Origin of the sequence: Paracoccus aestuariivivens (assembly GCF_009711225.1) — a bacterium.
Lineage (GTDB): Bacteria > Pseudomonadota > Alphaproteobacteria > Rhodobacterales > Rhodobacteraceae > Paracoccus > Paracoccus aestuariivivens.
Genome location: NZ_WMIE01000014.1, coordinates 45,935 through 68,491 on the forward strand (window position 1 = coordinate 45,935; position 22,557 = coordinate 68,491).

The following is a 22,557-nucleotide window of genomic DNA, read 5'->3' on the forward strand; positions in this document are numbered from 1 at the left end:
TCAGACCGCCCGTTCCGTGGCCAGTGCCAAGCCGTCTACGACGGCGGTGAATGCCTCAGAGCGCTGAAGATCGGCGGCGGGACACAGGTCGCGCGAGACCCCCGTGACCAGCTCCATCAGGCTTGAGCCGCCGACAAGAATGACGCTCTCGATCTGATCTGGCGTGACCTCGGCCAAGGCAAGCGTCTCGCGCGCGGCGGCGGTCAATTCATCGCGATGACTGACAAGTGATGCGTGCAGCGAGGCGGGTGTGACAGCGCAGGACAAACCCGGCTCGATAAAGCCCATCCGGATGCTGGCGTCGTTGCCGCCGCCATTGGCAGCGATCTTGCCGCGTTCGACCGCGAAGGCCAGCTCATGGCCCAATTCCTCGTCCAGTACGGTTACAAGCCGTCCCATGGCTTTACGATCGACCGCAAGCTTTGCCATATCCTGCGCCATGCGGCGGGTCTCGGGCGTATACAGGAACGGGATGCGCGCCCATGTCGCCAGTTCGGAATAGACCGCATTCGGGACCGGCAGCAGTCCCGCGCCCATTTCGCGTTTCAACTCGCCGCCGTGACCCAAAGCGGGCATGGCATGGCTCATGGAAACGGCATGGTCGAAATCGGTGCCGCCAAGGCGGATGCCGTGATTGGCGAGGATTTCGGCGCTATCACCGTTGCTGCGGAAAACCGAGAAATCCGACGTGCCGCCGCCGATATCGACGATCAGCCCCAGACCTCCGGCGCGACCAAGGCCATGCGAGGCAAGGGCGGCTGCCTCGGGCTCGACAAGAAAGCTGACCTCATCGAAACCGGCGGCAAGATAGCATGCGCGCAGATCGGCTTCGGCCTGCGTGTCACGTTCGGGGTTGTTCGTGTGGAAATGCACCGGACGGCCCGAGAGCACGCGGCTGAAACGCTTGCCGCTGGAAGCCTCGGCGCGGGATTTGACCTCGCGCAGGAAGTCGGTGACGATGTCGGCGATGGTGCGGCGTTTGCCGCCGATCAGCCGCTTGTCATGGACGAGCGATGTGCCCAGTACGCTTTTCAGCGCGCGCATGTAGCGACCGTCATCGCCTTCGATCAGGGCCTCGGCAGCGGCCGCGCCGATCCGCATGGACCCGCCCCGCGTCGGGAAGAAAACCGCGGTGGGCAAGGTGTCCGCGCCATCCTCGATCGGGATGCGACGGATGGCCCCGTCCTGCAGGATCGCAGCCGCGCTGTTCGACGTGCCGAAGTCGATGGCAAGAATGTCGCCCATGTCCTGTCCCTTACCGCGAAAAGCCGAGGCTGATAGCCGCGAATCCGGCACATGACAAGCGGTCAGGCGCGACAAAGCAGATGTCCGCCTGCCGCTCGTTTGTCATTTGACGTTGCCATACGGATCGGCAAGCCTCATGCCGGATCAATGCTTTCCGGACCTTGCAGGAGAAACCCCTTGTCGCTGTCCCGTCGAAATTTCCTTGTCAGCTCTGCCGCAATGGTCGGAGGCGTGGTGCTGCATCCCTTTGCCGCCAAGGCGCAGGCGGGGCAGGCGCATTTGCGCATCCTGTCGACCACCGATCTGCATTGCCACATCTATCCCTACGACTATTACGCCGACAAACCGAACGACACCGTCGGTCTGTCCCGCACCGCCAGCCTGATCGAGGCGATCCGGTCCGAGGCGGGAAACTCGATTCTGGTCGATAACGGGGACTATATCCAAGGCAACCCGCTGGGCGATTACATGGCCTATAAAAAGGGCATGAAGGATGGCGATACCCATCCGGTGATCGCCGCAATGAACACGCTGGAATTCGACGCAGGCACGGTCGGCAATCACGAGTTCAACTATGGCATGGATTTCCTTGACCATGTGACCAAGACGACGACCCGCCCGATTGTCTGCGCCAACTTCGCCCGCAAGCTGGGGGCGAAGCCCGAAGACGACGCACTGGTTTTTCAGCCTTTCACCATCCTCGAGCGACAGTTGCGCGATGGTGCGGGCAAGGAACGTCCGATCCGCATCGGCCTGATCGGCTTTGTGCCGCCTCAGATCATGCAATGGGATGCGGGCCACCTGCAGGGCAAATACGAAACGCGCGACATTATCGAGGCCGCCCGCGTCTGGGTTCCCGAAATGCGTCGGCAGGGTGCCGATGTCGTCATCGCGCTGTCGCATTCCGGCCTTTCGACCGATCCGGCGACGCCGGGAATGGAGAACGCATCCTACTACCTTGCCGATATCGAGGGGATCGACGGCATCGTGATGGGTCACGCCCACGGGGTTTGGCCCTCGGACGACTATAGTGGCGAGGGGCTGGACCTTCCGACCGGCAAGATCAAGGGCGTGCCTGCCGTCATGGCCGGATTCTGGGGCTCGCATATGGGGCTGATCGATCTGCTGCTTGAACATGACGGCAAAGGCTGGAAGGTCGCCGATGCCGTGTCCGAGGCGCGGCCGATCTCGCGCCGGACCGAGGACCGCAAGATCGAGGCCTTGGTCGGCGATTACGCCCCTGCGCTTGCCGCCGCCAAAGCGGGCCACGAAGCAACGCTGGACTATGTTCGCGCCGAGGTCGGGCAGACCGACGCGCCGCTGTTCAGCTATTTTGCTCAGGTGGCCGATGATCCGTCGGTGCAGATCGTTTCGCTGGCGCAGCTCTGGTATGTCCGGCAATTGCTGAAAGGCGGCGAATACGAGGCCCTGCCGTTGCTTTCGGCTGCGGCGCCTTTCAAGGCAGGCGGGCGCGGCGGGCCGGATTACTACACCGATGTTCCGAAAGGTCCGGTGGCGATCAAGAACGTGGCCGATTTGTATCTGTACCCGAACACCCTGCAGGTCGTGAAAGTGACCGGAGCCCAACTCAAGGATTGGCTCGAACGCTCGGCAGGGCAATTCAACCAGATCACCGCCGGAACCAAGGACGCTCCGCTGCTGAATCCGGACTTCCGATCCTATAATTTCGATGTGATCGACGGCGTGACCTATCGGATCGACCTGAGCCAACCGTCCAGATACAATGCCGATGACGGCAAGCTGCTCGATGCCGATGCGAACCGGATCAAGGATCTGGCGTATGACGGCAAGCCCGTCGATCCGGCGCAGGAATTCGTCATTGCAACGAATAACTATCGCGCCTCGGGTGGCGGAGAGTTTCCGGGCGCGGATGGTTCGACCGTCATTCTGGCGGCGCCGGACACCAATCGCGACGTTCTGGTGCGCTATATCGTCGAACAGGGCACGATCTCGCCCAAGGCGGATGCGAATTGGCGGTTCGCCCCGATTGAAGGGGCCACCGCAGTTTTCGAGACCGGCCCCAAAGCCCGCGACTATCTGGAAACCATGCGCGCACGCGACCTCGCCATCGAGGAAATCGGCGAAGGCGAGGGCGGTTTCACCCGTTTCCGCATCACACTGTGAGGAATTTCGCGGGCAGGGAAAATTCTTGCCCGCGACCCTTGCAATAGGTAAAATTATGGAATAATTGCTGACCTATATTGGTTTGAGCTAATTCCGTTGCGCAAACCAGCTATGCAAACGCAATATCAGGACTCGCACGGTGTTTCCATCGGCGCGGTCATCGGCTATGCGCGCCAAGCGCATCTTCCGCGATGCTCCCCTCCTTGAAATTGCGGACCAGAACGAAATGACTGACCAGACCATCGGCGCGCCCCAGACGGCGCGCGGCCAGACCCGTGTCAACTCTCCGGCGCAGGTGTTGCTTGCCAGCCTTATTGGCACAACCATCGAATTTTTCGACTTCTACGTTTACGCTACCGCCGCCGTTCTTGTGTTCCCGGCGCTGTTTTTCCCCGCAAGCGATCCGACGACGGCGCTGCTGGCTTCGTTCGCGACCTTCTCGATCGCGTTCTTTGCCCGCCCGTTCGGTGCCATCGTGTTCGGCCATTTCGGCGATCGCATTGGCCGCAAGGCCACGCTGGTTGCCGCCTTGCTGACGATGGGTGTCTCGACGGTCATTATCGGCCTGCTTCCGACCTATGCGCAGATCGGCGTTGCGGCTCCGGCGCTTCTGGCGCTGTGCCGCTTTGGTCAGGGTTTCGGCCTTGGTGGCGAATGGGGCGGGGCCGTGCTGCTTGCGACCGAGAACGCCCCTGAAGGCAAACGCAGCTGGTACGGCATGTTCCCGCAACTGGGCGCGCCGGTCGGGCTGTTCCTGTCGTCGGGCTTCTTCTGGGTTTTGCTGCACTTCATGTCGCAAGAGGACCTGCTGGCATGGGGTTGGCGTCTGCCCTTCCTTGCTTCGATCATCCTGATCGTGCTGGGCCTGTGGGTGCGCCTGTCGATCACCGAGACTCCCGAGTTCGCCGAGGCTGTCAAAAAGGACAAACGCGCCGCCGTTCCCGTGGTCGAGGTCTTCCGCAACCACAAGCGCAGTCTGTTCCTGGGCACATTCGTCGCGCTGGTGACCTTCGTTCTGTTCTACATCTGCTCGGCTTGGCTGCTGTCCTATAACGTCAAGGTCCGCGCCGTTCCGTTCCTTGACGCGCTGAAACTGCAGATCTTCGGCTCGGTGATCTTCGGCATTGCCATCCCGATTGCGGGCAAGATTGCCGACCGTGTGGGCCGCCGTCCGTTCCTGATGGTCGTGACCGTGCTGATCGGTGCTTTCTCGTTCCTGCTGGCGCCCCTGATGAGCGGCAGCGAGGGCGCGCTATACGTCTTCGTCACCGTGGGCATGTTCCTGATGGGGCTGACCTATGGCGTGATCGGCGCGGCGCTGGCTGCACCTTTCCCGACGCAAGTGCGCTATACCGGTTCGTCGATCACCTTCAACTTCGCCGGTATCTTTGGCGCGTCGCTGGCACCTTATGCCGCGACCTGGCTGCAAAAGACTTACGGTCTTGGCCATGTCGGCTACTACATGCTGGCCGCGTCAGTTGTGACCTTGCTGTGCTTGTGGGCCTCGGGCCGCGACGAAGTCTGATCCGACTGGAAAACTAAGTATAGGGGGGGCGGCTTTGGCTGCCCCCGTTTGCATTCCGATTGCCTTTACCCTTGGGCCGAACGGGGACTAGAGGACGAACCCGCAAGGGCTCTGCGTCGTTCTGGCTTGTTGCAGTTGCGATGGATTGGTGGCGGCGGCGGGTTATCGGTACTACCATTTTTTCCGTCGATACCTGTCGCAAAGATATTGGGATTGAAGACTGCGGTTGGGGCGTCTGCGTACTATTTTGCTTTGGTAATGCCGTTGATTCTCGGTGCTCGTGCAGCACTGCCCGGAATGATCTTCGCCGAAAGAGCCGCTCGAATGCGTCCCGATGGCAGGGCGGTACAAAAGCATTTCTGTGTTAGAAATGGTGCCGGTTATAGGAATCGAACCCACGACCTTCTGATTACAAATCAGCTGCTCTACCTGCTGAGCTAAACCGGCGCTGCGATAGAATTAGACCGACGGGGCGGCGTCTGCAAGGATATAAAAACCTGATTTTTCATAGCAAACCACAGATATGATAAGGGCCTTGCGATGTTGATTGACTTCCTGTTTCAGAGGTTTGGTTGAAGGGCCGTGCGAAGGGTTCCCACAATGGTTCCCACATTCACGTTCTGTTTCCGTTCTGTTCTGGCTGGCTGTGCATGACTGCCTGCCAAACACTCATTAAGCAAGAGGTTTTCCGGCTTAGCACCATCGTGCTTTGCGTGGTTGCGTTTGCAGCCTTTTCTAAATGATAGCAAAAAGGGAGGAAACGATAACCGTCTCCTCCCCGTTCCAGTAACGAGACTGCGCTACGTCTGGCTATCCGACCAACTGCATCGCTTTGACCGCTAGACCTTCGAGCTTCGAGCGAAGCGCGGCAGGGACTAGTCGGCGGGCCGAAATGCGCGGGCGCTGCATCTCGCGGATGACCCGCTCGGAACCATACATGCCGATATATTCGTGGTAATTGTCGAATGCCCGACGACCCACATAATCGACGAAGGATTCGGCAGCCACGCCATTCGCAAGGATCACGTCATGCGCCTCGGTCTCGATATGGTAGTAGGTGACCCGCTCGGGCAAGGTCTCGACGGGATCAAAGACGATGCTTGTGCCGTTCACCAACGCACCGGCGTTGATTGCCAGATCCTCGATGACCAAGGCATGGGCGGCCGTCAGCACCAGATCGCGATGCGGCATGCCCGCGCCAAGCGCGCCCTCCTTGACGCGAACGGGAACAAACCGCTCGGCGGGCGTATAGACCTTGTGCAGGGTCTGGCGCGCGACCCATTTGATCTCGACGCTGCGCCCATCCTCGGTCAGGACGTGATCTCCGATTTCCAGCAATTCGACGGGGATCTCGCCCTTCGGGGTTGCGATCAGCGTGCCTGCAGCAAAGCATTCGGGGAACGGGTCGGTGTTGACATCATCCGGCGTGAAATTCGTCGGATAGCTGGAGGTATCGGTCGAGGAGGACACCAGATAGACCGTTCCATTGCCCGAAGTGTTCGAAAACATCAGATAGTCCGTGCCATTGATATTCATGACACCTTCGTATTGCCCTGCAAGACCGGCAGGGCTGCTGGTGTTCTCCCCTACTTCGAAGTTCTCATTATCAAGGGAGCCTCCGTCAGTCGTGGTCAGCGTGGTGTCATACGGAACCGGGCTTGATGAAATGGCAGACCCCTGCTCGCCGGAAGTGTCACCCGTGATAAGTGTATATGTCGGAGGGTTTGTGCTGTTGTCGACGCGGTATAGTGCTGCAGTACCGATTTCGTAACTAGCTGTCATTCTTACAAACTCGCATTACAGTGATGGGTAGGGCACTCGGAGGTGGCGCGTTATTCGCGCGTGCGGGCAGAAAAGGCGGCGTTCCATCACGCCGCCTTTCCAAAGGCATTTAGGGGGTCACGATATTGAACCAGAACTCGAATTTGTCGAGATACGAGACAAGTTGGGTCAACTTGGCCGAATCGCCCGTGACCTTTACCTCGCCCGAGGACGTGGCCTGATCCAAGGTTTCCTCGCCCAGCATGATCTTGTTCAGCGCACTGCGCGGCAGGGTCACCGTGGCTCCAGCATCGTCGGCCTGAATGTCCTTGGTGTGGTTCAGAACGCCGTTCTCAAGCTCGACGAGATACTTGCCATCCGCACCGAAATCGAAGTTCAGCTTGATATTGGCATCGCCCGCCTTTTCGCTGTCGAGACGCACACCGGCATAGTCGAAGATCATCTCCAGCGACATAGCTTCGATGGTGTCAGGGCTGGCGGTGTTCGGGGTCGGTAGCTGCGCGACGCCCTTGCGAAGCTCTTGTGCACCCGAGAGATAGAAGTTCCGCCAAGGGCCGGATTCAGCCTGATAGCCCAATTGCTCCAATGCGTCGGCTGTTAGGTCTTTTGCCGGCTGGTTCTCGGGATCAGCAAAGACGACCTTGTTCATGACCTCGGCGACCCAGCGGTAATTGCCCGCATCAAAATCGGCCTTGGCCTTGGTCATCACTGCATCCGCACCGCCCATGTATTCGACGAATTTTTTGGCCCCTTCAGCGGGCGGCAATTCGTGCAGGGTCGAGGGGTTGCCGTCGAACCAGCCCAGATACAGGACATAAGTTGCGGCGACATTGTGATAGATCGACCCGTAATAGCCGCGGCTGGCCCAGAACTTGTCGAGAGCGGGTGGCAGTTTGAAGTTCTCGGCGATCTCGCGCATGGTCATGCCCTTGTTGACCATGTTGAGCGTTGTGTCGTTGATATAACGATAGAGGTCACGCTGCTTTTCAAGCAATTCGACCACGTTTTCGTTGCCCCACGTGGGCCAATGGTGTTGTGCAAAGATCACCTCGGCATCGTCGCCCCACATCACCAACGCTTCATTCAAATATTTTGACCACGGCAACGGCTCGCGGATCTTGGCACCGCGAAGCGAATAGGTGTTGTGCAGGGTGTGGGTCGCGTCTTCGGAGGCTTCGATTGCCTTGTAGTCCTCGACATACCAGAGCATTTCCGACGGCGCTTCCGAACCCGGCGCCATCAGAAACTCATAGGTTAGACCGTCGATGGTCTCTTTTTGGCCGGTCTTGGTGATGATATCGGTCGGCGGGATCAGGGTTACGGTGCCGGCCGAGGTGGTGGTGCCAAGGCCAGCGCCGACCTGACCCTTTTCGTCTGGTGGCAACAGGTTGCCATACATATAGCTGGCGCGTCGGCTCATGGCCGTGCCGGCAAAGACGTTCTCGGCCACCGCTGCTTCAAGGAATCCGTCGGGCGCGTAGATCTTGGTCTTGCCGCTTGCGACATCTTCATCGCTGGTGACGCCGCGGACGCCTCCATAATGGTCGACGTGGCTATGCGTGTAGATGACAGCCTTGACCGGTTTTTCGCCGCGGTTCTTGTAATAAAGGTCCAGCGCGATCTTGGCCGTTTCTGCCGAGACCAGCGGGTCAACGATGGTGATCCCCTCTTTGCCCTCGATGATCGTCATGTTCGACAGATCGAGGTTGCGCACCTGATAGATTCCGTCCTTGACCACCTCAAACAGGCCGCTGATGTTGATCAGCTGCGATTGACGCCACAGGCTTGGGTTGACCGAAGCCGGGGCCTCGGAGCCTTCCTTGATGAAGCCGTATTTGCCCGGGTCCCAGATCAGCGCACCATCTGCCGTGTTGATCAACTCGGACGGCAGATCGGCCAGCTTGCCCTTGTTGGCATTCTCGAAATCCGTCTTGTCGTCGAATGGAAGGTAATCGAGCAGCTTCGCATTTTCGGCGATGGTAGCTTGGCTTGCTTCCTTGCGCGGATCGTCCTGCGCGATCGCGGGAACCGCAAGGATCGCAACCAGCGCCGCAGAAGTCATCAAGCGTCTTGGAATAGGCATGTGTTTCACCTGCATTATATTTTGAACGCGCGTCGCAGGGGCGGAGCAGGCCAATTTGCGAAAGTGATGCAAGTCAGGCTCGAGCCGCGACCACTTCCCTTGACGACCAACTTCGATTCGATCTGTGGTTGAGGTTACCTTAGTGGTTACAGACCTGTGCAAAAAATTCATTTGAGGGGATTGGGGTGAAATCGCCGGAAATATTTTCCGACCAATTTGGTCTGACGGAGGCTCTATCTCGCCTTTCAATGAAAGGATGGTTTGCGCAGCGTTCTGAACGATTTCGCGATCAGATAGCCGAAATTGCACGCTTGCGGACATTTGAGGCAGGAAAACCGCTCTATTTGTTAGGCGACACGCCAAATGGTGTATTTGGTTTGGTCGCTGGGGCGCTGGATGTCTCCATCCCTCGCGCTGATGGCAATGACTTTACATTTCACCGTGCCGATCCCGGATTTTGGGTAGGCGATCTCGCGCTGATGTCTTCGGCAAAAAGGCTTGTTTCCGTCCATGCTGCAGCCAGCACTACCGTTGTAGAAATCGGCGCAGACGAACTTCGGGATCTTGCGGAGCGAGAACCGAGCGTTGTCCGCGATTTCTATGCCCTGACATACGAGAATTTTGCGACGACCTTTTTTCTTCTGGCAAATGTCTCGATTGCGTCATCGGAATCGCGTGTCGCGCTACGTCTGCTGATGCAGTTGGAGCAAGCCCCGGATCCCGAAGGATGGATTCAACTGTCGCAAGCAAAGCTCGGTGAGTTGGTAGCTCTGTCACAACCTACATTGCAGCGGGTCTTGAAGCGCCTTCACGATCTAAACTGTCTGGACCTTGGCTATGGCCGAATTCGGGTGACGGACCGCGAAAAATTGCTATCGTTATGCGGCGAGAATGCGATTCTTCACTATCCGTCGGCAATTGGCTGAGCATCGTGTCTCCCACAGGTGAGATCGCTGCCCGCGGTCGAGTTAGCAGCTGTAATACCGCGACGATCTGTGCTGCGCCTCGCTCGACCGTCTGAATGGGCTCTCGATTCTAGGGCAGGGTGATGCGGACAAACCGGCCGTTCGCATTCGCTGCACGTAAGTGTTCGCCCTTGCGACATGAACACCCCGACCGAGCACATCCACGGGGAATTAACCTGACAATCCGTGAACGCCTCCCAAAGTGGATTATTGCGATCCCACCCTGGCACATTCGATGCCGTTTGGGGGGGCGGTTACAGCATCAATGCTACAGCACTCTGGTCCGATCAAAAGCTGACCGCCAATCCAACGCCCCAGCCGTTCAGCTTCTCGCCCATCGTGTAGCGGAAAACCAGACGGCCTTCGTCGATCATAGGAACCTTGGTCTTCTCGGTGTTGACCTCGAGGCCAACCCCGATCTGAGCAAGCCAGTCGGTGTGCAGGATTTCGCCCTGATCGCCCGCAAGGTACGACGCTGAAAATTCGTAGACTGTCCGCATCGGACTACCAAAGGCCTCCAACGAGTTCGGAACCCGAAGACGTGACCAAAGGGCAAGCGTTCTCGCCGATGCCGAACCCACGACATCCTTGTCGCCGCCTATCGGCTGAAGGTGAATATCGGTATAGCGCAGGACCGCATCCGCCTCAGACCCGTCATCCCAGGTTTCATTATAGACGAGGGCAAGTGCACCGCCGTAACCTCCGACGGTCAGGCCACCATCCTTGATGAAAGCGGTGTTGTAGTTACCAAGGCTCTCGGCAATGAACTGGGCGACGTATTGTGTGTCGCTGAATACTTTCCCATAGGTCAGGTTCAGGATCGGACGAAACGTCAGCGTATCCGTCAAATGAAAGTCCCAACCGATACCGCCGGTCGCGGCAATCCCGGTCCATTTTGGACGAAAACGTGCGCTTTCGGCATCTTCGGTGATCAGCAGATCAGGGTTGTACCGGTTATACCCAATCGATCCTTCCAGATAGAGCGGTAGGTCCTCGCTCCAGGTGAAGCCGCCGCTGACCTGCCATGCCTCGAATTTCGATCTGGAGCCACGGGCGAGGTTACCTTTGAGCTGCAGAGCGCTCGATGCCGAATCCGGGATGGCCGAAATGCCAAGCAGGGCCAGAACGCCCTCGGCCTGGTTCTCGATCGAGTAACTGAGGACATTGCTGATCGAGAGCGCCGATGAGGGGCTTGCGGCTGCGAAAGACAGGCCGATCACCGAGACCACAGCGAATGCGCAATCTTTAACGGAAGCCAGATGATCAAGGTCAGGTTTTTCAACAAGATGCCGTGCGTCAGTCGTCACAGGGTGCTCTTTCCAAAGAATGGCTGGCTATCAATTGCCCGAGTGTTTCGGCTCATTCTTGAGATGGTGCGCGTGGTCAAGACCAGAACTGCGTGTTTTAGGTGGCGCCAGGATAGAGCGGACACATTGTGGAACGACTGTTGCTTTTTGGTCCGATGGCTTGGCTATTCTGTCGGTTGGCGCTGACCTTGGGTCGGCTGGAAATCCCTGTGTGGGCCGATCAGATCTGCATAGATATCCGCGCTTCCCTGTCATGGAGAAACACTTGCGGTCTACATTGAGCTCGACCCCACAGGTGTGGAGATCGCCCGATAACCCATGCTTTGTCCCGCATTGCTGCGATCCCGTCGGGGGTATCGCTGCAGTACGGCTGAACGGCCACTCCCACGCATGAGGCGGTCCGGCATACGTCATGGTCGAGCGGCGGTAATGGGCCGAGCCTTCCGCTGCACTTGCTAATCTCGGGCCATACCCCAGCCTGACTGAATGGCGCAGAAGGGCTGCTATCTGTCGTCTAGATCGCCTCGCGCTTAATTGGTGCCCACGTTTCGCTCCATAGCCGAGCGGGATAGCTTTTTGCGACTGGCGCGCTTGCGGTAATAGGCCACGGTCTGCGCGCTTTGGTTGGTGATCGCCTGGATCTGCGCATCAGTGCACTCGGCTTCGGCCAGACGGACAATGGCAAGCTTGCGCAATCCATGCATCGAGAAGGGAGCGGCGCGATCACCCAGGGATTCTCGCCAGGCACGGAATTGCTTTTCGACGCTATCGTAGCGCATGGGCTGTGTCAGGTTGCGCGGAATGATATGGGTGCCGCCGATGGGCAATTCGTTCAGGTATCGGCGTAGCATGGCAGGGCAGTAGATTTCATAGGTTTCATCGCCCTTTTCGTCGGTGACTGTCATCCATTCACCCTGAAACTGGTCACGGCGCATCGCGATGGCGGCCGCGGGGCGCTGACCGGTCCCGAGGATAAGTTCAGCGGCGCTGCGAACCACCTGTGGCGCGTCGTCCAGCGCTTTGACCATCCAGTCCGGCCAAGGCTCGTATTCGCGCTGCTTCCCGTAAAGATCGAGCCCCTCAGCTGGATTGTCGATTTTCCAATCCATCTGTTTGCGCGCGAAATTGCACAGGATCGAAACTATCTGGACCAGCAGATCGGCTTTGCGCGGAGTGCCGGCATATTTCACATGCAGCTCGCGCAGCTTCTGACGGGTCAGCGTTGTGACGGACTTTGCGGCATTGGCCTGCAAAATCCACTCGATAGTGTCGTTGTATGATTTTTTAGTGCGTGGAGCCAATTTCGCAAAGCGCGCGCTGCCGCGATAGGCTGTCACCAGCTCTTGCCATGTCTGGCGGGCAGGGGCCTTTACCGCCTCGCTTTGTCCCGATCGGATCGCCCAATACGCTCGGTCGAACTCGGAGCTGTCGGGATCGTCGGGTAGCGGGATAAACCGTTCTCGCCGTTTCCCGTCAACTGTCCAGGTCAATCGAAAATAGAGGCGGGTTCGGCCGCCCTTCGTCTTGCTCGTTACATATGGTTTGCGCTGCTTTCTCAAAGATCGAATTCCTCTGACGGCTTGATCTTGTTGCCGCGCATGATCGCCTGCAGCTCTGCTACATCCCAGCGTCCGTGAAGGACCGCCCCGGGCAAAGCGCCTGCCAACACAAGCGCTTTGAACTCGGCGGGCTTCATGTCCAGCAACTGTGCAGCAGTCCTCTCGCTCGCAAAAAGTGGCGCGTGGTGGCCCATCATTCCATTCCCAAGGCCGATTTATAAAGACTGATGATAGCCTCTTCCTCTGCCACGTCATCCTTGTCACGTTTCCGCAGAGCGATGACCTTGCGCATGACTTTGGTGTCGTAGCCGCGGGCTTTGGCCTCGGCCATCAGCTCCTTTTGGCGTTCGTTCACGTCCTTCTTCTCGGCATCGAGCGCCTCGAATTGCTCTATGAATTGACGCAACTCGCCAGCGGCCACCCCATAGGCCGAGCTGTTGTGCCCCTGCCAGTCGGGATCTTCCTTCATCGGAATCGCGCCGCGTACTTTGTCCAGCGCCTCGCGCATCATGCCGAGCCTGACCGGTCCGGTTTCAACATCGCCAACCTTGAGGTTGATCGTTGTGGTGTCGGAGGGGGAATCAACGGTCTGAGCCATCCTGGTTTCCTTTTGATGATGCCCAGATGCTGATGGGCACGGAACGCGAAAAGTGCTGACCGCTGCAGATCGTGGTGGTGAAAAGACCGGCAGCGGCCAGCAAGTCGGGGCGCAGGCTTCTTTTGGCGCACCCATTCCGTTCGACGGTCAGATCAGACCGCCTACAAACCAATCTGCCGCGACCCATCCCGCTGCGCCCAGAACAGCGCCGCAAATCATGGCGACGGTGATCTGCCATGCCTCGGGCATCGGGTCTCGCATGGCTTCGGCAGGCGACAGATGATCGGCCGAGACGTGAAACGATGCGGCGGCTGGCCCGCTGGCAAAGGGGTGGCGGCGGTCTAGCGCCGCCGAAATATCATCGGCTAGTTCCGCCGTGTCCGGCATGGTCAAAAGCCTTTGGCGGGCGCGGAATAGCAGGCCGCGCATGATCAGGTTCTGTAGCAGCGCATTCGGCGCGGCGTCTGACAGAAGCTTATGATCGAACATTCCCATCGTTAGACCTCGTGCGTCGAGGCGCGCGTGGTCAGATCCAGCAAGGCGGGCCAGTCTGTCGCGACGAATGCGAGCCATACGGCAACGACCGCCAGCACAACCAGCATCGCAGTCGCCAACAGTCCGATCAGCGGCAGCCGCCCGTCGGGATTTTGGGCGCATTCGGGCATGTCATCGGGGCAATAGCCTGCGCGCGACAAATCCGCGCGCAGGGTGTTGCTGTGCTTGCGGTCAATCATGGCCGCGCCGAGGGAAGGTTGAGGCCCCGCAATAGGCCGAGGCGTCGTTGGTTGGCGACGACTCGCAGGGCGAGAAATCGGGTGCTGGCTGGGAGGGTGGCGGCAAATTCGGGATCAGTGACAACCCGCCACGCGTCGAGAGATGCGCGAGAGGGGGTCGGTAGCGAATGGGTCTGCATGATGAGCTCCATCCAAGGGGTTGCGGATAGACTCATAGTTAGCTGACAGCTAATGCTGCGGCAATAGAAAAGTTAGCTGATAGTAAATTTGCTTTTAAGAGTTGCTTCTTTGCGGGGATCGCAACATGTGCGACCGCCCCTTTCAGCGTGTGGGGGCGGTCTCTGTTTTGGTGCGCGGCTATGGCAATGGGTTTGGTGCGGTGTGGTGTGGCGTATTAGATTTCGATTAATTCCACATCGCGTTTGCGAATGATTCTTCGCCAAGGTGCAGCCCAAGCAAGTTTAACACCGTACTCGGGTGGGTGGTTGGGGTTGACTGAGAAAAGATCGAATGTTCCCGTGTCACGCCCAAACTTGATTTGCTTCACCATCGCGCGGCCATCTTCCGTCCCGCAAATCCCGACGTGACCTACGACATCCTCGTCAATGCCGTGGAAGTACCGGCTAAAGAAGATGATATCCCCTTCTTCGATCAGGGGGCTCATTGAGTCGCCTCGTACTTCTACCGCCACAATACCTGACGGAGAAAGATCCTCAGGAGCAGCCACGTAAAATAGGCCGCCCCCTTTAGCGTATGAATCTACAAGTTCAACAGTGTTGCCGGCGCCCACGCGACCGGCGACGGCCACTGGCCGACTTGGCTCCATCAGATGCGTGGGTGTTACTCCGAGCGCCTGCGATAATTGCAGAAGAAGCTCGGGTGATGGTTGGCGTTTGCCGCTAACTAGCTGGCTTACGTATCCGTTAGACACGTCCAGCATTTCGGCAAGTTGCCGTTGCTTGATGCCCTTTTCGGTAAGGATCTGACCTAATCGCAATCTCATCCCGCTTTCATGCATCGCGTGCGGGTCTGACGCGACGGGCTGGGAGCAATAATTACCTCTCAGCAAACTTTCACCTTGACCCAAAAAGTTAGCTGAGAGTAATTCTTGGCCATGCTTACCGATGTCATCAAATCCCTTGGCCTCAAGCGTGCCGTCTTTGCCGATCAGCTCGGCATCGGGCGCGGTTATCTTTCTGGTCTCGAGAGCGGAAAGAAACGCCCCTCTCTCGAGCTCGCGGTGCGGATAGAACGTCTGACTGGCGGTGCTGTCCCTGTTGCGAGCTGGGTTGACGGCTCGGAGGCCAATTCCCCGTGCCAACCGGCCCAAGAGGCCCCCCATCTTGAGATTCCCCATGTCCAAACCCCTCAGTAAATCTGAGCTTTCGCAAGCTTCCCACGCATGCCGTCAAATGTCCCGTGCAAGGACGTTTGACCTTCGACGCTCGGCCAGTGTCATGCGCCGTGCCCACGTCCATGGCATCGACCGTGACGCCTTCATGCGGCGCTGGTCATTGCTGATGATTGGCAGCTTCTCCAGCCGCGAAGAATGCGCCGTCCATTTTGGCGTGACATTCCAGACCGCCTGCAACTGGTTCGACGGCATGTGCCGCCCCTATGGCGACATCGTCGACCACGCCATGGCCACGCTGCCCCGTTACGAACAGGTCATGCGGGGGCGGTGATGGGGATCGGGTTTCCAGGTTGCCCGAAGCGGGGAATCGGGGCGGGGCGCAGCACCTGCTCCTTAACCCGTCACGATTCCGGCCGCTTCGGGCGGCAAACATCTGGGATCGTGGAACCTGCGGCTGGCCCGGTCGAGAACCGCTTTGGCGGTAGGGCGATTTTCCATCGGCTGATCCCTTCGGTTCGGGCCGATGAAAAGGGCGCTGAAGGCTGCTGGTACGCAGCAGGTGATAGTGTAGTGGGATTGAGCCTAGTTGACCGGCCGGAGGACCTCCCCTCCTTTCCGCCCGGTCAGGGTTCAGAACAGCGAAGGCTGGACGATGCCGTTGCCTCTTGCGCCGCCGCAATCCAACGCCTCGTTGACCCTGCCTTGGTTGGTGCCAAGCATGGCGGCGATGTGCTGCTGTTTATAGCCGCGACGATACAGCGAGCGGGCTACCGCTCTTTCTGGTTCGCCGAGGCTGGACCGCTGGACCGTAATATGGTTCAGCAAGACACCCGTTTCAGGGTCACGAAAAGTAGCCATGATAAACCTCCACTGGTTATGGCTGCCGTGGTGCCGTCGTTTGTCAGAGTGCGGCGGCTTCACTCGCAGGGCGACTCGTTGGCGCGAGTCGTTCTGCACCTATCCTTTTACAGCACTATATCTAGATGGCGCGAATCTTATTTCTCGCATCTTTGCAGAGATGTTTTTGCAATGTTCTTCTTGACTACATCTAGATCTGGTGTGTGCTCATGAAGCGCGTTTCTCTCTCCATCCCGAACAAACAAAACGTGAACATAAAGTTCACGGCGACCTATCAGCGGCCCAGAAATGGTTTCGGCGGTAGGGCGATTTTCCATGGTTTTCGCGCTGGCCTCTGTAATGGGGCCGAAGCGCTGAAAAACCGCCAGCATTGTCGAAAGGACACGCCATGACCATCCGGCAGTGGATTGCTTTCTTCTGGGTTATTCAGACTTTGAGTATGGCATTCTCGTTCGCAGCCCTTGTGGGCATCGTTAGTCTGTCAGACTCGCTGCAACGTATCGACACAGAACTGCAAGAAAGAAGAGAGCTAGCTGCGCAGCCGCAATCCATGAGACCGGATGCGACACGATGCTGCCAGGGAAGGTTGGCATCGTGCTGACCATGACCATCGTTATCCCCATTGTCACTCCGCCAGCTAGCCACCCCACAACGAAATCGCTCCAAACCTTGTCGAGGACGTCAGTATGAGCGCCGCGATGATTAGCAAGGTGTTGGACTGTGGGCTGTTCACCGGAGAGCGACGGCTTGCCCATCTCGCTGTTGCAGATGGAGGCGGCGTTGCATCCGTATCTGCGATAGCGCGCTGGGCGGGAATTTCGCAACCCGATGCTTGGGCGCTGGCCCAGCGTATGGTCGATGATGGTTGGTTCCGGGAATTGGCCGACGGCTCGTTCTTGTGCATGTCGGCCGCAGACCCGCGCCTTGTCGGCGATTTAATCGACGCTGGCGGTGGGGTGCGGCCATGAGACAGCGATCCCGACGCCAAGGCCGCGCCTACGCCGCTATCCCGAACGCCGCGATGCGCGACGAGCGCGTCAGCATAGAAGCCCGCGGCCTGTTGGCGCTGCTGATGACCTATGCCGATGACTGGACGTTCGTCGTCGAGCATCTGCAAGCCATTACCGGCGTCGGGCGCGACAAGCTGCGCGGAATGCTGAAGGAACTGGAAGCTGCAGGATATGTGGTGCGCGAGGTTCTGCGCGGCGACGGCGGGCATTTGGCAGGCACTGAATGGGTGATCGTTGACGATCCGGAGGCCGCTGCATGTGGTAAGGAGGCTGATCCGCACCCGCAAGATGTCGGGGAACAGGATGAGATCGACGCCGACAGCCGACCGCCTGAAAACCCGTCTATCGGTGAGGATCACCGACCGCCTGAAAATCAGTCTATCGGCCGACCGCCTGAAAAACCGACCGCCGGTTTTTCAGTCCCTATAAGAAAAACAAAAGATAAGAAAAAACCCCCTACCCCCTTGGCGGGGGCAGGGCAGGGTGGGGTGGGTGATTTTTCGGATGATGTCCGAGACGCCCCAGCCGAGGCCGAGCAGGACGCGGCCAGCTCATTCGACCGGTTCTGGGCGGTCTATCCCGGCCCGGTGGAGCGCGAGGCGGCCCGGAAGGCGTTCAACGCGGTTCTGGCATCCGGCGAAGTCGAGGCTGAGAGCCTGATCGCGGCAGCCGTGGCCTATGCCGGGACGCGGCAGGTCGAGCGGGGCTACCCGATGAAGCCTGCGAACTGGCTGGCCCGTGGTGCCTGGCGCGAGTTGGCGAAAGCCGGGACTGCCGGAAAAGCGATGCCCGCTTCTGCTGCCTATCTCGATGCCGTGGCGCTGGGCTGGATCAAGCCGGTCAAGGAAGGCCGCAGCTACGCCGTCTCGTCCCTCAAGCCCGCAATTGCCAGGCACATGCTGGCGAAGAGCATGGTCAGCGCTGACGAGCTGCGCCGCGTCGGGATCATCCTGCGATGAGCCGTTTCGCTAAGTTCGTGCCCAGCGCCGCGAAGGTGGTGCAGTGATGGGTTGGCCCCAAATAGCGATGGTTGTGCTGCTGGCTTTGAGCGTGCTCTTCGGGGTTACGCAGCATGGAAGACCACGGACCCCGATGAACGCCGCTGATCAACTTATCAGCGCCGCTCTGATTGCTCTGATCCTCCACGCTGGGGGGTTCTGGCAATGACCGGCCGCGCGAACATCGAGACATCGCCAACCTCTCGGCAGATCACCATCGGTCTGATCACTGTCCGCATGCTCACGTCGGAGGGCATTGAATTGATCCGTAAGGGGGCAGCAGGAAGGGGCAAGACACAGCGTCAGGTCCTGTGGAACCGAGAGCAGATCGAGGCAGCATGGATCTCGGCATCCTCCCGCAAAGGCCAAGACGCCCAAGACCAGTCCAAAGCTCTGCGCTGGGCGCTGGAGGAGATCGGTCGTGGCTAAGCTTCTCCGCATCATCCGCCAGAGCAATGGCAAAGCGCCCGGCATGCCCAGCGCCACCGGAAAACGCCGTGTCGATCGCGAAGGTCCTATACACATCGAGATCCTACACCACCTGCGGCGTCGCTTCCCCGCTGCCCAGATCCACCACTCGCCGAACAGCATAGGCCTGAGTGGAACCCAGATCATGCGGCAGATCGCCCATAACGAGGCGATGGGAACCGTGAAGGGCTGGCCTGACCTCACCTGCATCCTGCCGGGACCGGTCATCGCCATGTTCGAGGTCAAAGCCCCTGGCAATACCCCAGACCCCGACCAGAAGGCGCTGCATCAGCAATTGCGGGCGCTGGGCTGCCGCGTGGCCGTGGTCCGCTCTGTCGCTGAGGTGGATGCCGCCTTGTCGGATTGGAGCCTCATCGCGGCCAGTAGTGCCGCCAACGGGAGGAATGCATGAGCTGCTCAATCTGCCAGTGGTTGACACCTGACGGCTGCATGGCAGCGCGATGCATCGGCAATCCGGGAGAGGGTCCAGTGCGGCGCACGGCAGATCGCGGCACAGACCGCAATGCCACCAGCGCAAAGGCCGAAGCTAGAAAGCGCAAAGAACGTCGAGAGGAAGCCAAGAGCGCTAAGCAGCACGAGAGGCGCGACAGCAAGCAGAAGCTCAAGAAGCTGACGAGGGATTTGTGAAGCAACGAGCCGTTATGGATGCAGTCCGCGTCATCGTGGATGAGGTGGCAGCAGAGACAGGCATCAGCGCCGCAGATATCTGCAGCAAGGACAAGACCCGCCTCGTGCTCATGGCGCGCAGAACTGCCATGCGCCGCGCCAGGAGCGCCGGAGTTTCCTCGGTGGTGATCGCCGCCGTGATCGGCTGCAATGGTGCGAGCGTCCGAAAGATGATGCTGCGCAATCAGGAGCTGCAGAACATCGACCTTGGTTCCGGAGCTGATGAGATGGCCGAGCTTGTCCGGCCATTCCAGAGGCCGTCTGGACGGGTCTCACCCCTGACGCTGCAGGACTATGCCAGTCGCGCTGGGCTGTCTGCTGCAGCGGCCAAGGGGGCGCTGGCAAAGCTGATCGCCTGTGGCAAGGTCGAGCGCGCTGGGCGGGGCACGGGCGTCACTATCTACGATTGGTGCGGCGCATGAACCTGCCAGCCCTTCGCCCGCGCAAATACCGGCTGCATGGCCGCACCATCACACGCACCGAGGCCGCTGCCATGATGGGCGTCACCGAGGCGCGGATCGACGAATGGGTAGATCTGGGCGCACCGATGCGGAGCGTCGATACCAGAGGAAGGGCGGCGACGTTCGACTGCACCGAGCTGACGGAATGGCTGCTCAATTCCGAGCAGGACATTCGACCGAAGCGCCATGAAGGCGATGACCTGCCCCCCAGCGCGCAGGAAATCGCTGACGTAATCGGACGTGAACGGACCCTGTTCCTGATTGGCAGACTTCCGCAATCTGGTAGCAGGCCGTGGCGTGTCTGCCTGTATGTCCCGACGCGCATTGGCCCTGATCATCCGCTGGTGTCGTTGATCGGCTGGCGGGACGCTAACCTGCTGGTGCGCGAGTTCGGCGGGATCATCCTACAGCCCAGCAATTGCCGCTTTCTGCATCGCCGTTGGCGCACGACCGAGGTCAGGCGCCTCCATGGGGCGGGCTGGGCCGTGCGGGATATCGCAGGGATGCTGGACATCTCGGCGCGTCAGGTGGCGAACATCGTTTCTGTAAAGATGGCCTGAACGTGGAGAGGATGTGATGCCCGCACCTTCGATCGTGCTTTGCACCCAGACCTGCGAATGCGGCTCAACGATGCAGCAGTTCAAGCGCGGCTGGTGGCACCCGAGATGGAGATACGAATGTGCCTGCGGTCGTTGTGGGCCGTGGAGCTTGATTGGCCAGATTGAGTATGCCAGCCCGTATCGGTGCCTTGATACGTCGTGGCGTTGGCGAGAGCCGGCGAGATATACAGGAAGCCGGCGTCCTGATGCATGTGAGGGGCCTGCCTCACCGCCTCCGCCACCATCGAACAATTGACCCCGCCCCGCGGGTTAGGAAGGGCGAGGCCAGCTGCAACATTAAAAGTTCACTTTAGAGATAAGTCAGGGGCATCTGCCCGTGATTCTACGCCCATGCGAAGGCGATCCGTCCCAAGAATCTGGCTTAGTATATCGGGCGATGGGCCAATCTCTAACGCAACATCAGCAGCGGATACTTTTCCGCTATCCAACAAGAGATCTGTGAGCTTTCTCAACACCACGGGCTCCTCGAACGGTAATCCGTTCTCGCCATCTAGAGGCTCAGTTGTCCTCCATTTTTTATAAGATATTTGTTTGTATATATTTGTTATTTGTCGATCATCGAAGACACCCAAATCCTTGCAACGATACGCCATAGCTTGAATGGATACTTTCCAACGAGATTTAAGCTCAATAAAACCTTCCGCTCTGGACGAGAAGACCTCATTGGGGAAAGATTTTCGGGGCAGTAGGAATGCTCCGGCAAAACGGTCGGCTTCTTGCTCAATCTCCTTCAGGCGATCCGCGTCATCAACTTCGTCTTCGCCTATCCATCTATGTAGGCAAAGATGCCCAAGTTCGTGAGCGGCATCAAACCTTGCTCTCGCAGCACTTTTCCGATCCGATGCCAAATAAATAAAAGGACGATCACCTGACCAGAATGAAAATGCTCCGACATTCTCACCCTCCATTTTTTGCCGACATACAATAACGCCCTTCGCCTCCAATAGGCGGACTACGTTCGAGATCGGTCCGTGATTGAGATTGAAGTGTTTGCGCACAGATTCAGCGCTTTCTTCAATTTCATCATCAGTATAGCAGACGCCAACACCAGACGGTTCAAAGCTCGGCAGGTCCACCTGCGGGAGATGCGCATAGTTCGCGAGCGTAGCCGCCGCGCTTACCAACCAGTCAGCGTGGACTGCGCAAGCTTGATTCCGCTTCTTGGTGTCTGCGCCGGTCTTGCGAAAAAAAACAGTGCTTCTGTTCCCGAACGACGGGATTTCTTCGCGCGTGAAGTATGTCATCGGCTGCTGCAGAACTCTCGCGATCCGCACCATTACCTCTGGGTCTGGATTCTTCGTTCCAAGTTCGTAGGTGGAAACGGATTGACGGCTCACCTCAATTTGGGCCGCTAGCTGCGATTGAGTCATCTTTTTCGCGGTCCGCGCTTCTGTAAGTCTGGCCGGAATCAAAAGCCGCCCTGGATGCTTCCCTCGGGCGGCTTGCGAAATATGGATTATGTTATTAATCGCCGCCATGGTCCTTCCTCCACTTCTCAATTTCATCCTTCAATGCCCCCAACTCATCCGGATCAAAGTCCGTATTCTCAGTCGGGGCCATTTTGGGGTCCGATTGTATCTCGTGGGGAATACTCATCAAGTTAGGCGTTCTGAACTCAAAACCTACCCGCGAATCCGCGGATGGCAGGGCAATGTGGGCAAAGCTAAGGTTCTGATAACCATGGATAATAAGAAAATGTGGCAGGCCACAAATCTCGCTGCCATCGTCAAAATCTTCGAAAACACCCTGGTTGCGAAGGCGTGCATTCTCTCTAAATACAACAGAGCGCGGCTGGCGATCAGGCCGCGAAACCTGGCTAATGGAGGCCGTTGAATGCGGAAATCGCAATTGCAGGTATCTACCGGTGGGTTTATCGAAGTGTTCCCAAGAATAGTCGCACGGAAGTGAACCGTTCTTGATTGCGGTTTCAACCCTGAGATCAACAGACCATTGTATGATGCGACCGCGATTGTCCTCCGCGCTCTTCACCTGAAGGATCGGGTTGTCGCGAATGATCTCATCGGCAGCGCGGTATGCGGTTCGCAGAAGCGTCGGGATGGTTGGCCAGTTGCTCGGGGGGAGTTGGTCCCGTATCAGGGCTTCGGCGGTGCGCATTGGCGCTCTCCGTATTTGGTTGCACATGTGCCTTGGCAACCAA

Annotated in this window: 25 protein-coding genes and 1 tRNA gene; 12 read left to right on the forward strand and 14 right to left on the reverse strand. The window is 58.6% G+C overall.

Going from position 1 to position 22,557, the window contains the following annotated elements; genetic code table 11:
• Positions 1 to 1,245, reverse strand: a complete 1,245-nt coding sequence (locus tag GL286_RS16825; RefSeq protein WP_155096738.1) for an Hsp70 family protein — start codon at positions 1,243 to 1,245, stop codon at positions 1 to 3.
• Between the two features lie 147 nt (positions 1,246 to 1,392).
• Between GL286_RS16825 and GL286_RS16830 the strand changes: the two genes are divergently transcribed.
• Both GL286_RS16830 and GL286_RS16835 read left to right on the forward strand, forming a co-directional pair.
• Positions 1,393 to 3,390, forward strand: a complete 1,998-nt coding sequence (locus GL286_RS16830) for a bifunctional 2',3'-cyclic-nucleotide 2'-phosphodiesterase/3'-nucleotidase (RefSeq protein ID WP_155096739.1) — start codon at positions 1,393 to 1,395, stop codon at positions 3,388 to 3,390.
• A 226-nt stretch (positions 3,391 to 3,616) separates the two neighbouring features.
• Entirely contained in the window at positions 3,617 to 4,915 is a 1,299-nt protein-coding gene (locus GL286_RS16835) for an MFS transporter (RefSeq protein WP_155096740.1), read from the forward strand.
• Between the two features lie 371 nt (positions 4,916 to 5,286).
• On the opposite strand, the gene GL286_RS16840 is transcribed toward GL286_RS16835, so the two are convergent.
• The 3 genes from GL286_RS16840 to GL286_RS16850 all read right to left on the reverse strand — a co-directional run bounded on the left by GL286_RS16840 (position 5,287) and on the right by GL286_RS16850 (position 8,780).
• Positions 5,287 to 5,362 (reverse strand) — tRNA-Thr (locus GL286_RS16840).
• 363 nt (positions 5,363 to 5,725) lie between these two features.
• On the reverse strand, positions 5,726 to 6,451 hold the full coding sequence (locus tag GL286_RS16845) for a Hint domain-containing protein (RefSeq protein WP_155096741.1): 726 nt from the start codon (positions 6,449 to 6,451) through the stop codon (positions 5,726 to 5,728).
• A gap of 355 nt (positions 6,452 to 6,806) precedes the next feature.
• Positions 6,807 to 8,780, reverse strand: a complete 1,974-nt coding sequence (locus tag GL286_RS16850) for an alkyl/aryl-sulfatase (RefSeq protein ID WP_155096742.1) — start codon at positions 8,778 to 8,780, stop codon at positions 6,807 to 6,809.
• Positions 8,781 to 8,965: 185 nt separating this feature from the next.
• Between GL286_RS16850 and GL286_RS16855 the strand changes: the two genes are divergently transcribed.
• On the forward strand, positions 8,966 to 9,706 hold the full coding sequence (locus GL286_RS16855; protein WP_155096743.1) for a cyclic nucleotide-binding domain-containing protein: 741 nt from the start codon (positions 8,966 to 8,968) through the stop codon (positions 9,704 to 9,706).
• Between the two features lie 326 nt (positions 9,707 to 10,032).
• On the opposite strand, the gene GL286_RS16860 is transcribed toward GL286_RS16855, so the two are convergent.
• The 7 genes from GL286_RS16860 to GL286_RS22940 all read right to left on the reverse strand — a co-directional run bounded on the left by GL286_RS16860 (position 10,033) and on the right by GL286_RS22940 (position 14,961).
• Complete coding sequence (locus GL286_RS16860; protein WP_155096744.1) at positions 10,033 to 11,052, reverse strand: autotransporter domain-containing protein; 1,020 nt, start codon at positions 11,050 to 11,052, stop codon at positions 10,033 to 10,035.
• A 530-nt stretch (positions 11,053 to 11,582) separates the two neighbouring features.
• The gene (locus GL286_RS16865; RefSeq protein WP_170295250.1) at positions 11,583 to 12,542 is read right to left on the reverse strand and encodes a tyrosine-type recombinase/integrase; all 960 of its coding nucleotides are present in this window, start codon (positions 12,540 to 12,542) and stop codon (positions 11,583 to 11,585) included.
• 65 nt (positions 12,543 to 12,607) lie between these two features.
• Complete coding sequence (locus tag GL286_RS16870; protein ID WP_155096771.1) at positions 12,608 to 12,805, reverse strand: hypothetical protein; 198 nt, start codon at positions 12,803 to 12,805, stop codon at positions 12,608 to 12,610.
• Positions 12,805 to 13,080, reverse strand: coding sequence for a DUF2312 domain-containing protein (locus GL286_RS16875; RefSeq protein ID WP_155096772.1), 276 nt, complete (start codon positions 13,078 to 13,080; stop codon positions 12,805 to 12,807). Before GL286_RS16875 ends, GL286_RS16870 begins: the two co-directional genes overlap by 1 nt.
• Positions 13,081 to 13,356: 276 nt before the next feature.
• Positions 13,357 to 13,704: a hypothetical protein gene (locus GL286_RS16880; protein ID WP_170295251.1), complete on the reverse strand. Its 348-nt coding sequence runs from the start codon at positions 13,702 to 13,704 to the stop codon at positions 13,357 to 13,359.
• 2 nt (positions 13,705 to 13,706) lie between these two features.
• Positions 13,707 to 13,943 carry a hypothetical protein gene (locus GL286_RS16885; protein WP_155096747.1) on the reverse strand — a complete coding sequence of 79 codons (237 nt, stop codon included), beginning with the start codon at positions 13,941 to 13,943 and terminating at the stop codon, positions 13,707 to 13,709.
• 394 nt (positions 13,944 to 14,337) lie between these two features.
• Positions 14,338 to 14,961 carry an XRE family transcriptional regulator gene (locus GL286_RS22940; protein ID WP_425496101.1) on the reverse strand — a complete coding sequence of 208 codons (624 nt, stop codon included), beginning with the start codon at positions 14,959 to 14,961 and terminating at the stop codon, positions 14,338 to 14,340.
• Between the two features lie 96 nt (positions 14,962 to 15,057).
• On the opposite strand from GL286_RS22940, the gene GL286_RS22945 reads away from it, so the two are divergent.
• Positions 15,058 to 15,318, forward strand: coding sequence for a helix-turn-helix domain-containing protein (locus tag GL286_RS22945; RefSeq protein WP_155096773.1), 261 nt, complete (start codon positions 15,058 to 15,060; stop codon positions 15,316 to 15,318).
• An 82-nt stretch (positions 15,319 to 15,400) separates the two neighbouring features.
• Positions 15,401 to 15,628 (forward strand): hypothetical protein, encoded by a 228-nt coding sequence (locus tag GL286_RS16900; protein ID WP_155096749.1) that lies wholly within the window; start codon positions 15,401 to 15,403, stop codon positions 15,626 to 15,628.
• A gap of 299 nt (positions 15,629 to 15,927) precedes the next feature.
• Here GL286_RS16900 and GL286_RS16905 read toward each other — a convergent pair whose 3' ends face one another.
• On the reverse strand, positions 15,928 to 16,155 hold the full coding sequence (locus tag GL286_RS16905; RefSeq protein WP_155096750.1) for a terminase gpP N-terminus-related DNA-binding protein: 228 nt from the start codon (positions 16,153 to 16,155) through the stop codon (positions 15,928 to 15,930).
• Positions 16,156 to 16,841: 686 nt separating this feature from the next.
• Here GL286_RS16905 and GL286_RS16910 point away from each other — a divergent pair.
• From GL286_RS16910 to GL286_RS16940, 7 genes are all read left to right on the forward strand, one after another.
• Entirely contained in the window at positions 16,842 to 17,123 is a 282-nt protein-coding gene (locus GL286_RS16910) for a hypothetical protein (protein ID WP_155096751.1), read from the forward strand.
• Entirely contained in the window at positions 17,120 to 18,124 is a 1,005-nt protein-coding gene (locus tag GL286_RS16915; protein ID WP_155096752.1) for a helix-turn-helix domain-containing protein, read from the forward strand. Before GL286_RS16910 ends, GL286_RS16915 begins: the two co-directional genes overlap by 4 nt.
• 204 nt (positions 18,125 to 18,328) lie before the next feature.
• Positions 18,329 to 18,592 carry a hypothetical protein gene (locus GL286_RS16920; RefSeq protein WP_155096753.1) on the forward strand — a complete coding sequence of 88 codons (264 nt, stop codon included), beginning with the start codon at positions 18,329 to 18,331 and terminating at the stop codon, positions 18,590 to 18,592.
• Positions 18,585 to 19,043, forward strand: a complete 459-nt coding sequence (locus tag GL286_RS16925; RefSeq protein WP_155096754.1) for a VRR-NUC domain-containing protein — start codon at positions 18,585 to 18,587, stop codon at positions 19,041 to 19,043. Before GL286_RS16920 ends, GL286_RS16925 begins: the two co-directional genes overlap by 8 nt.
• Positions 19,040 to 19,279, forward strand: a complete 240-nt coding sequence (locus tag GL286_RS16930) for a hypothetical protein (protein ID WP_155096755.1) — start codon at positions 19,040 to 19,042, stop codon at positions 19,277 to 19,279. Before GL286_RS16925 ends, GL286_RS16930 begins: the two co-directional genes overlap by 4 nt.
• A gap of 14 nt (positions 19,280 to 19,293) precedes the next feature.
• Entirely contained in the window at positions 19,294 to 19,740 is a 447-nt protein-coding gene (locus GL286_RS16935) for a hypothetical protein (protein ID WP_155096756.1), read from the forward strand.
• Positions 19,737 to 20,339, forward strand: a complete 603-nt coding sequence (locus GL286_RS16940) for a hypothetical protein (protein WP_155096757.1) — start codon at positions 19,737 to 19,739, stop codon at positions 20,337 to 20,339. Before GL286_RS16935 ends, GL286_RS16940 begins: the two co-directional genes overlap by 4 nt.
• A gap of 344 nt (positions 20,340 to 20,683) precedes the next feature.
• On the opposite strand, the gene GL286_RS16945 is transcribed toward GL286_RS16940, so the two are convergent.
• Complete coding sequence (locus tag GL286_RS16945; RefSeq protein ID WP_170295253.1) at positions 20,684 to 21,877, reverse strand: ImmA/IrrE family metallo-endopeptidase; 1,194 nt, start codon at positions 21,875 to 21,877, stop codon at positions 20,684 to 20,686.
• Complete coding sequence (locus GL286_RS16950) at positions 21,864 to 22,514, reverse strand: hypothetical protein (protein WP_155096759.1); 651 nt, start codon at positions 22,512 to 22,514, stop codon at positions 21,864 to 21,866. The genes GL286_RS16945 and GL286_RS16950 overlap by 14 nt, the downstream gene beginning before the upstream one ends.
• Between the last annotated feature and the right edge of the window lie 43 nt (positions 22,515 to 22,557).

Excerpts from the sequence above, each read along its gene's own strand:
- GL286_RS16825 (WP_155096738.1), bottom strand. The coding sequence starts at position 1,245 with ATGGGCGACATTCTTGCCATCGACTTCGGCACGTCGAACAGCGCGGCT.
- GL286_RS16830 (WP_155096739.1), top strand. The coding sequence starts at position 1,393 with ATGCTTTCCGGACCTTGCAGGAGAAACCCCTTGTCGCTGTCCCGTCGA.
- GL286_RS16835 (WP_155096740.1), top strand. The coding sequence starts at position 3,617 with ATGACTGACCAGACCATCGGCGCGCCCCAGACGGCGCGCGGCCAGACC.
- GL286_RS16845 (WP_155096741.1), bottom strand. The coding sequence starts at position 6,451 with ATGAATATCAATGGCACGGACTATCTGATGTTTTCGAACACTTCGGGC.
- GL286_RS16850 (WP_155096742.1), bottom strand. The coding sequence starts at position 8,780 with ATGCCTATTCCAAGACGCTTGATGACTTCTGCGGCGCTGGTTGCGATC.
- GL286_RS16870 (WP_155096771.1), bottom strand. The coding sequence starts at position 12,805 with ATGGGCCACCACGCGCCACTTTTTGCGAGCGAGAGGACTGCTGCACAG.
- GL286_RS16875 (WP_155096772.1), bottom strand. The coding sequence starts at position 13,080 with ATGAAGGAAGATCCCGACTGGCAGGGGCACAACAGCTCGGCCTATGGG.
- GL286_RS16880 (WP_170295251.1), bottom strand. The coding sequence starts at position 13,704 with ATGGGAATGTTCGATCATAAGCTTCTGTCAGACGCCGCGCCGAATGCG.
- GL286_RS16885 (WP_155096747.1), bottom strand. The coding sequence starts at position 13,943 with ATGATTGACCGCAAGCACAGCAACACCCTGCGCGCGGATTTGTCGCGC.
- GL286_RS22940 (WP_425496101.1), bottom strand. The coding sequence starts at position 14,961 with ATGCATGAAAGCGGGATGAGATTGCGATTAGGTCAGATCCTTACCGAA.
- GL286_RS22945 (WP_155096773.1), top strand. The coding sequence starts at position 15,058 with ATGCTTACCGATGTCATCAAATCCCTTGGCCTCAAGCGTGCCGTCTTT.
- GL286_RS16900 (WP_155096749.1), top strand. The coding sequence starts at position 15,401 with ATGCGCCGTGCCCACGTCCATGGCATCGACCGTGACGCCTTCATGCGG.
- GL286_RS16905 (WP_155096750.1), bottom strand. The coding sequence starts at position 16,155 with ATGGCTACTTTTCGTGACCCTGAAACGGGTGTCTTGCTGAACCATATT.
- GL286_RS16910 (WP_155096751.1), top strand. The coding sequence starts at position 16,842 with ATGAGCGCCGCGATGATTAGCAAGGTGTTGGACTGTGGGCTGTTCACC.
- GL286_RS16915 (WP_155096752.1), top strand. The coding sequence starts at position 17,120 with ATGAGACAGCGATCCCGACGCCAAGGCCGCGCCTACGCCGCTATCCCG.
- GL286_RS16920 (WP_155096753.1), top strand. The coding sequence starts at position 18,329 with ATGACCGGCCGCGCGAACATCGAGACATCGCCAACCTCTCGGCAGATC.
- GL286_RS16930 (WP_155096755.1), top strand. The coding sequence starts at position 19,040 with ATGAGCTGCTCAATCTGCCAGTGGTTGACACCTGACGGCTGCATGGCA.
- GL286_RS16935 (WP_155096756.1), top strand. The coding sequence starts at position 19,294 with ATGGATGCAGTCCGCGTCATCGTGGATGAGGTGGCAGCAGAGACAGGC.
- GL286_RS16940 (WP_155096757.1), top strand. The coding sequence starts at position 19,737 with ATGAACCTGCCAGCCCTTCGCCCGCGCAAATACCGGCTGCATGGCCGC.
- GL286_RS16945 (WP_170295253.1), bottom strand. The coding sequence starts at position 21,877 with ATGGCGGCGATTAATAACATAATCCATATTTCGCAAGCCGCCCGAGGG.
- GL286_RS16950 (WP_155096759.1), bottom strand. The coding sequence starts at position 22,514 with ATGCGCACCGCCGAAGCCCTGATACGGGACCAACTCCCCCCGAGCAAC.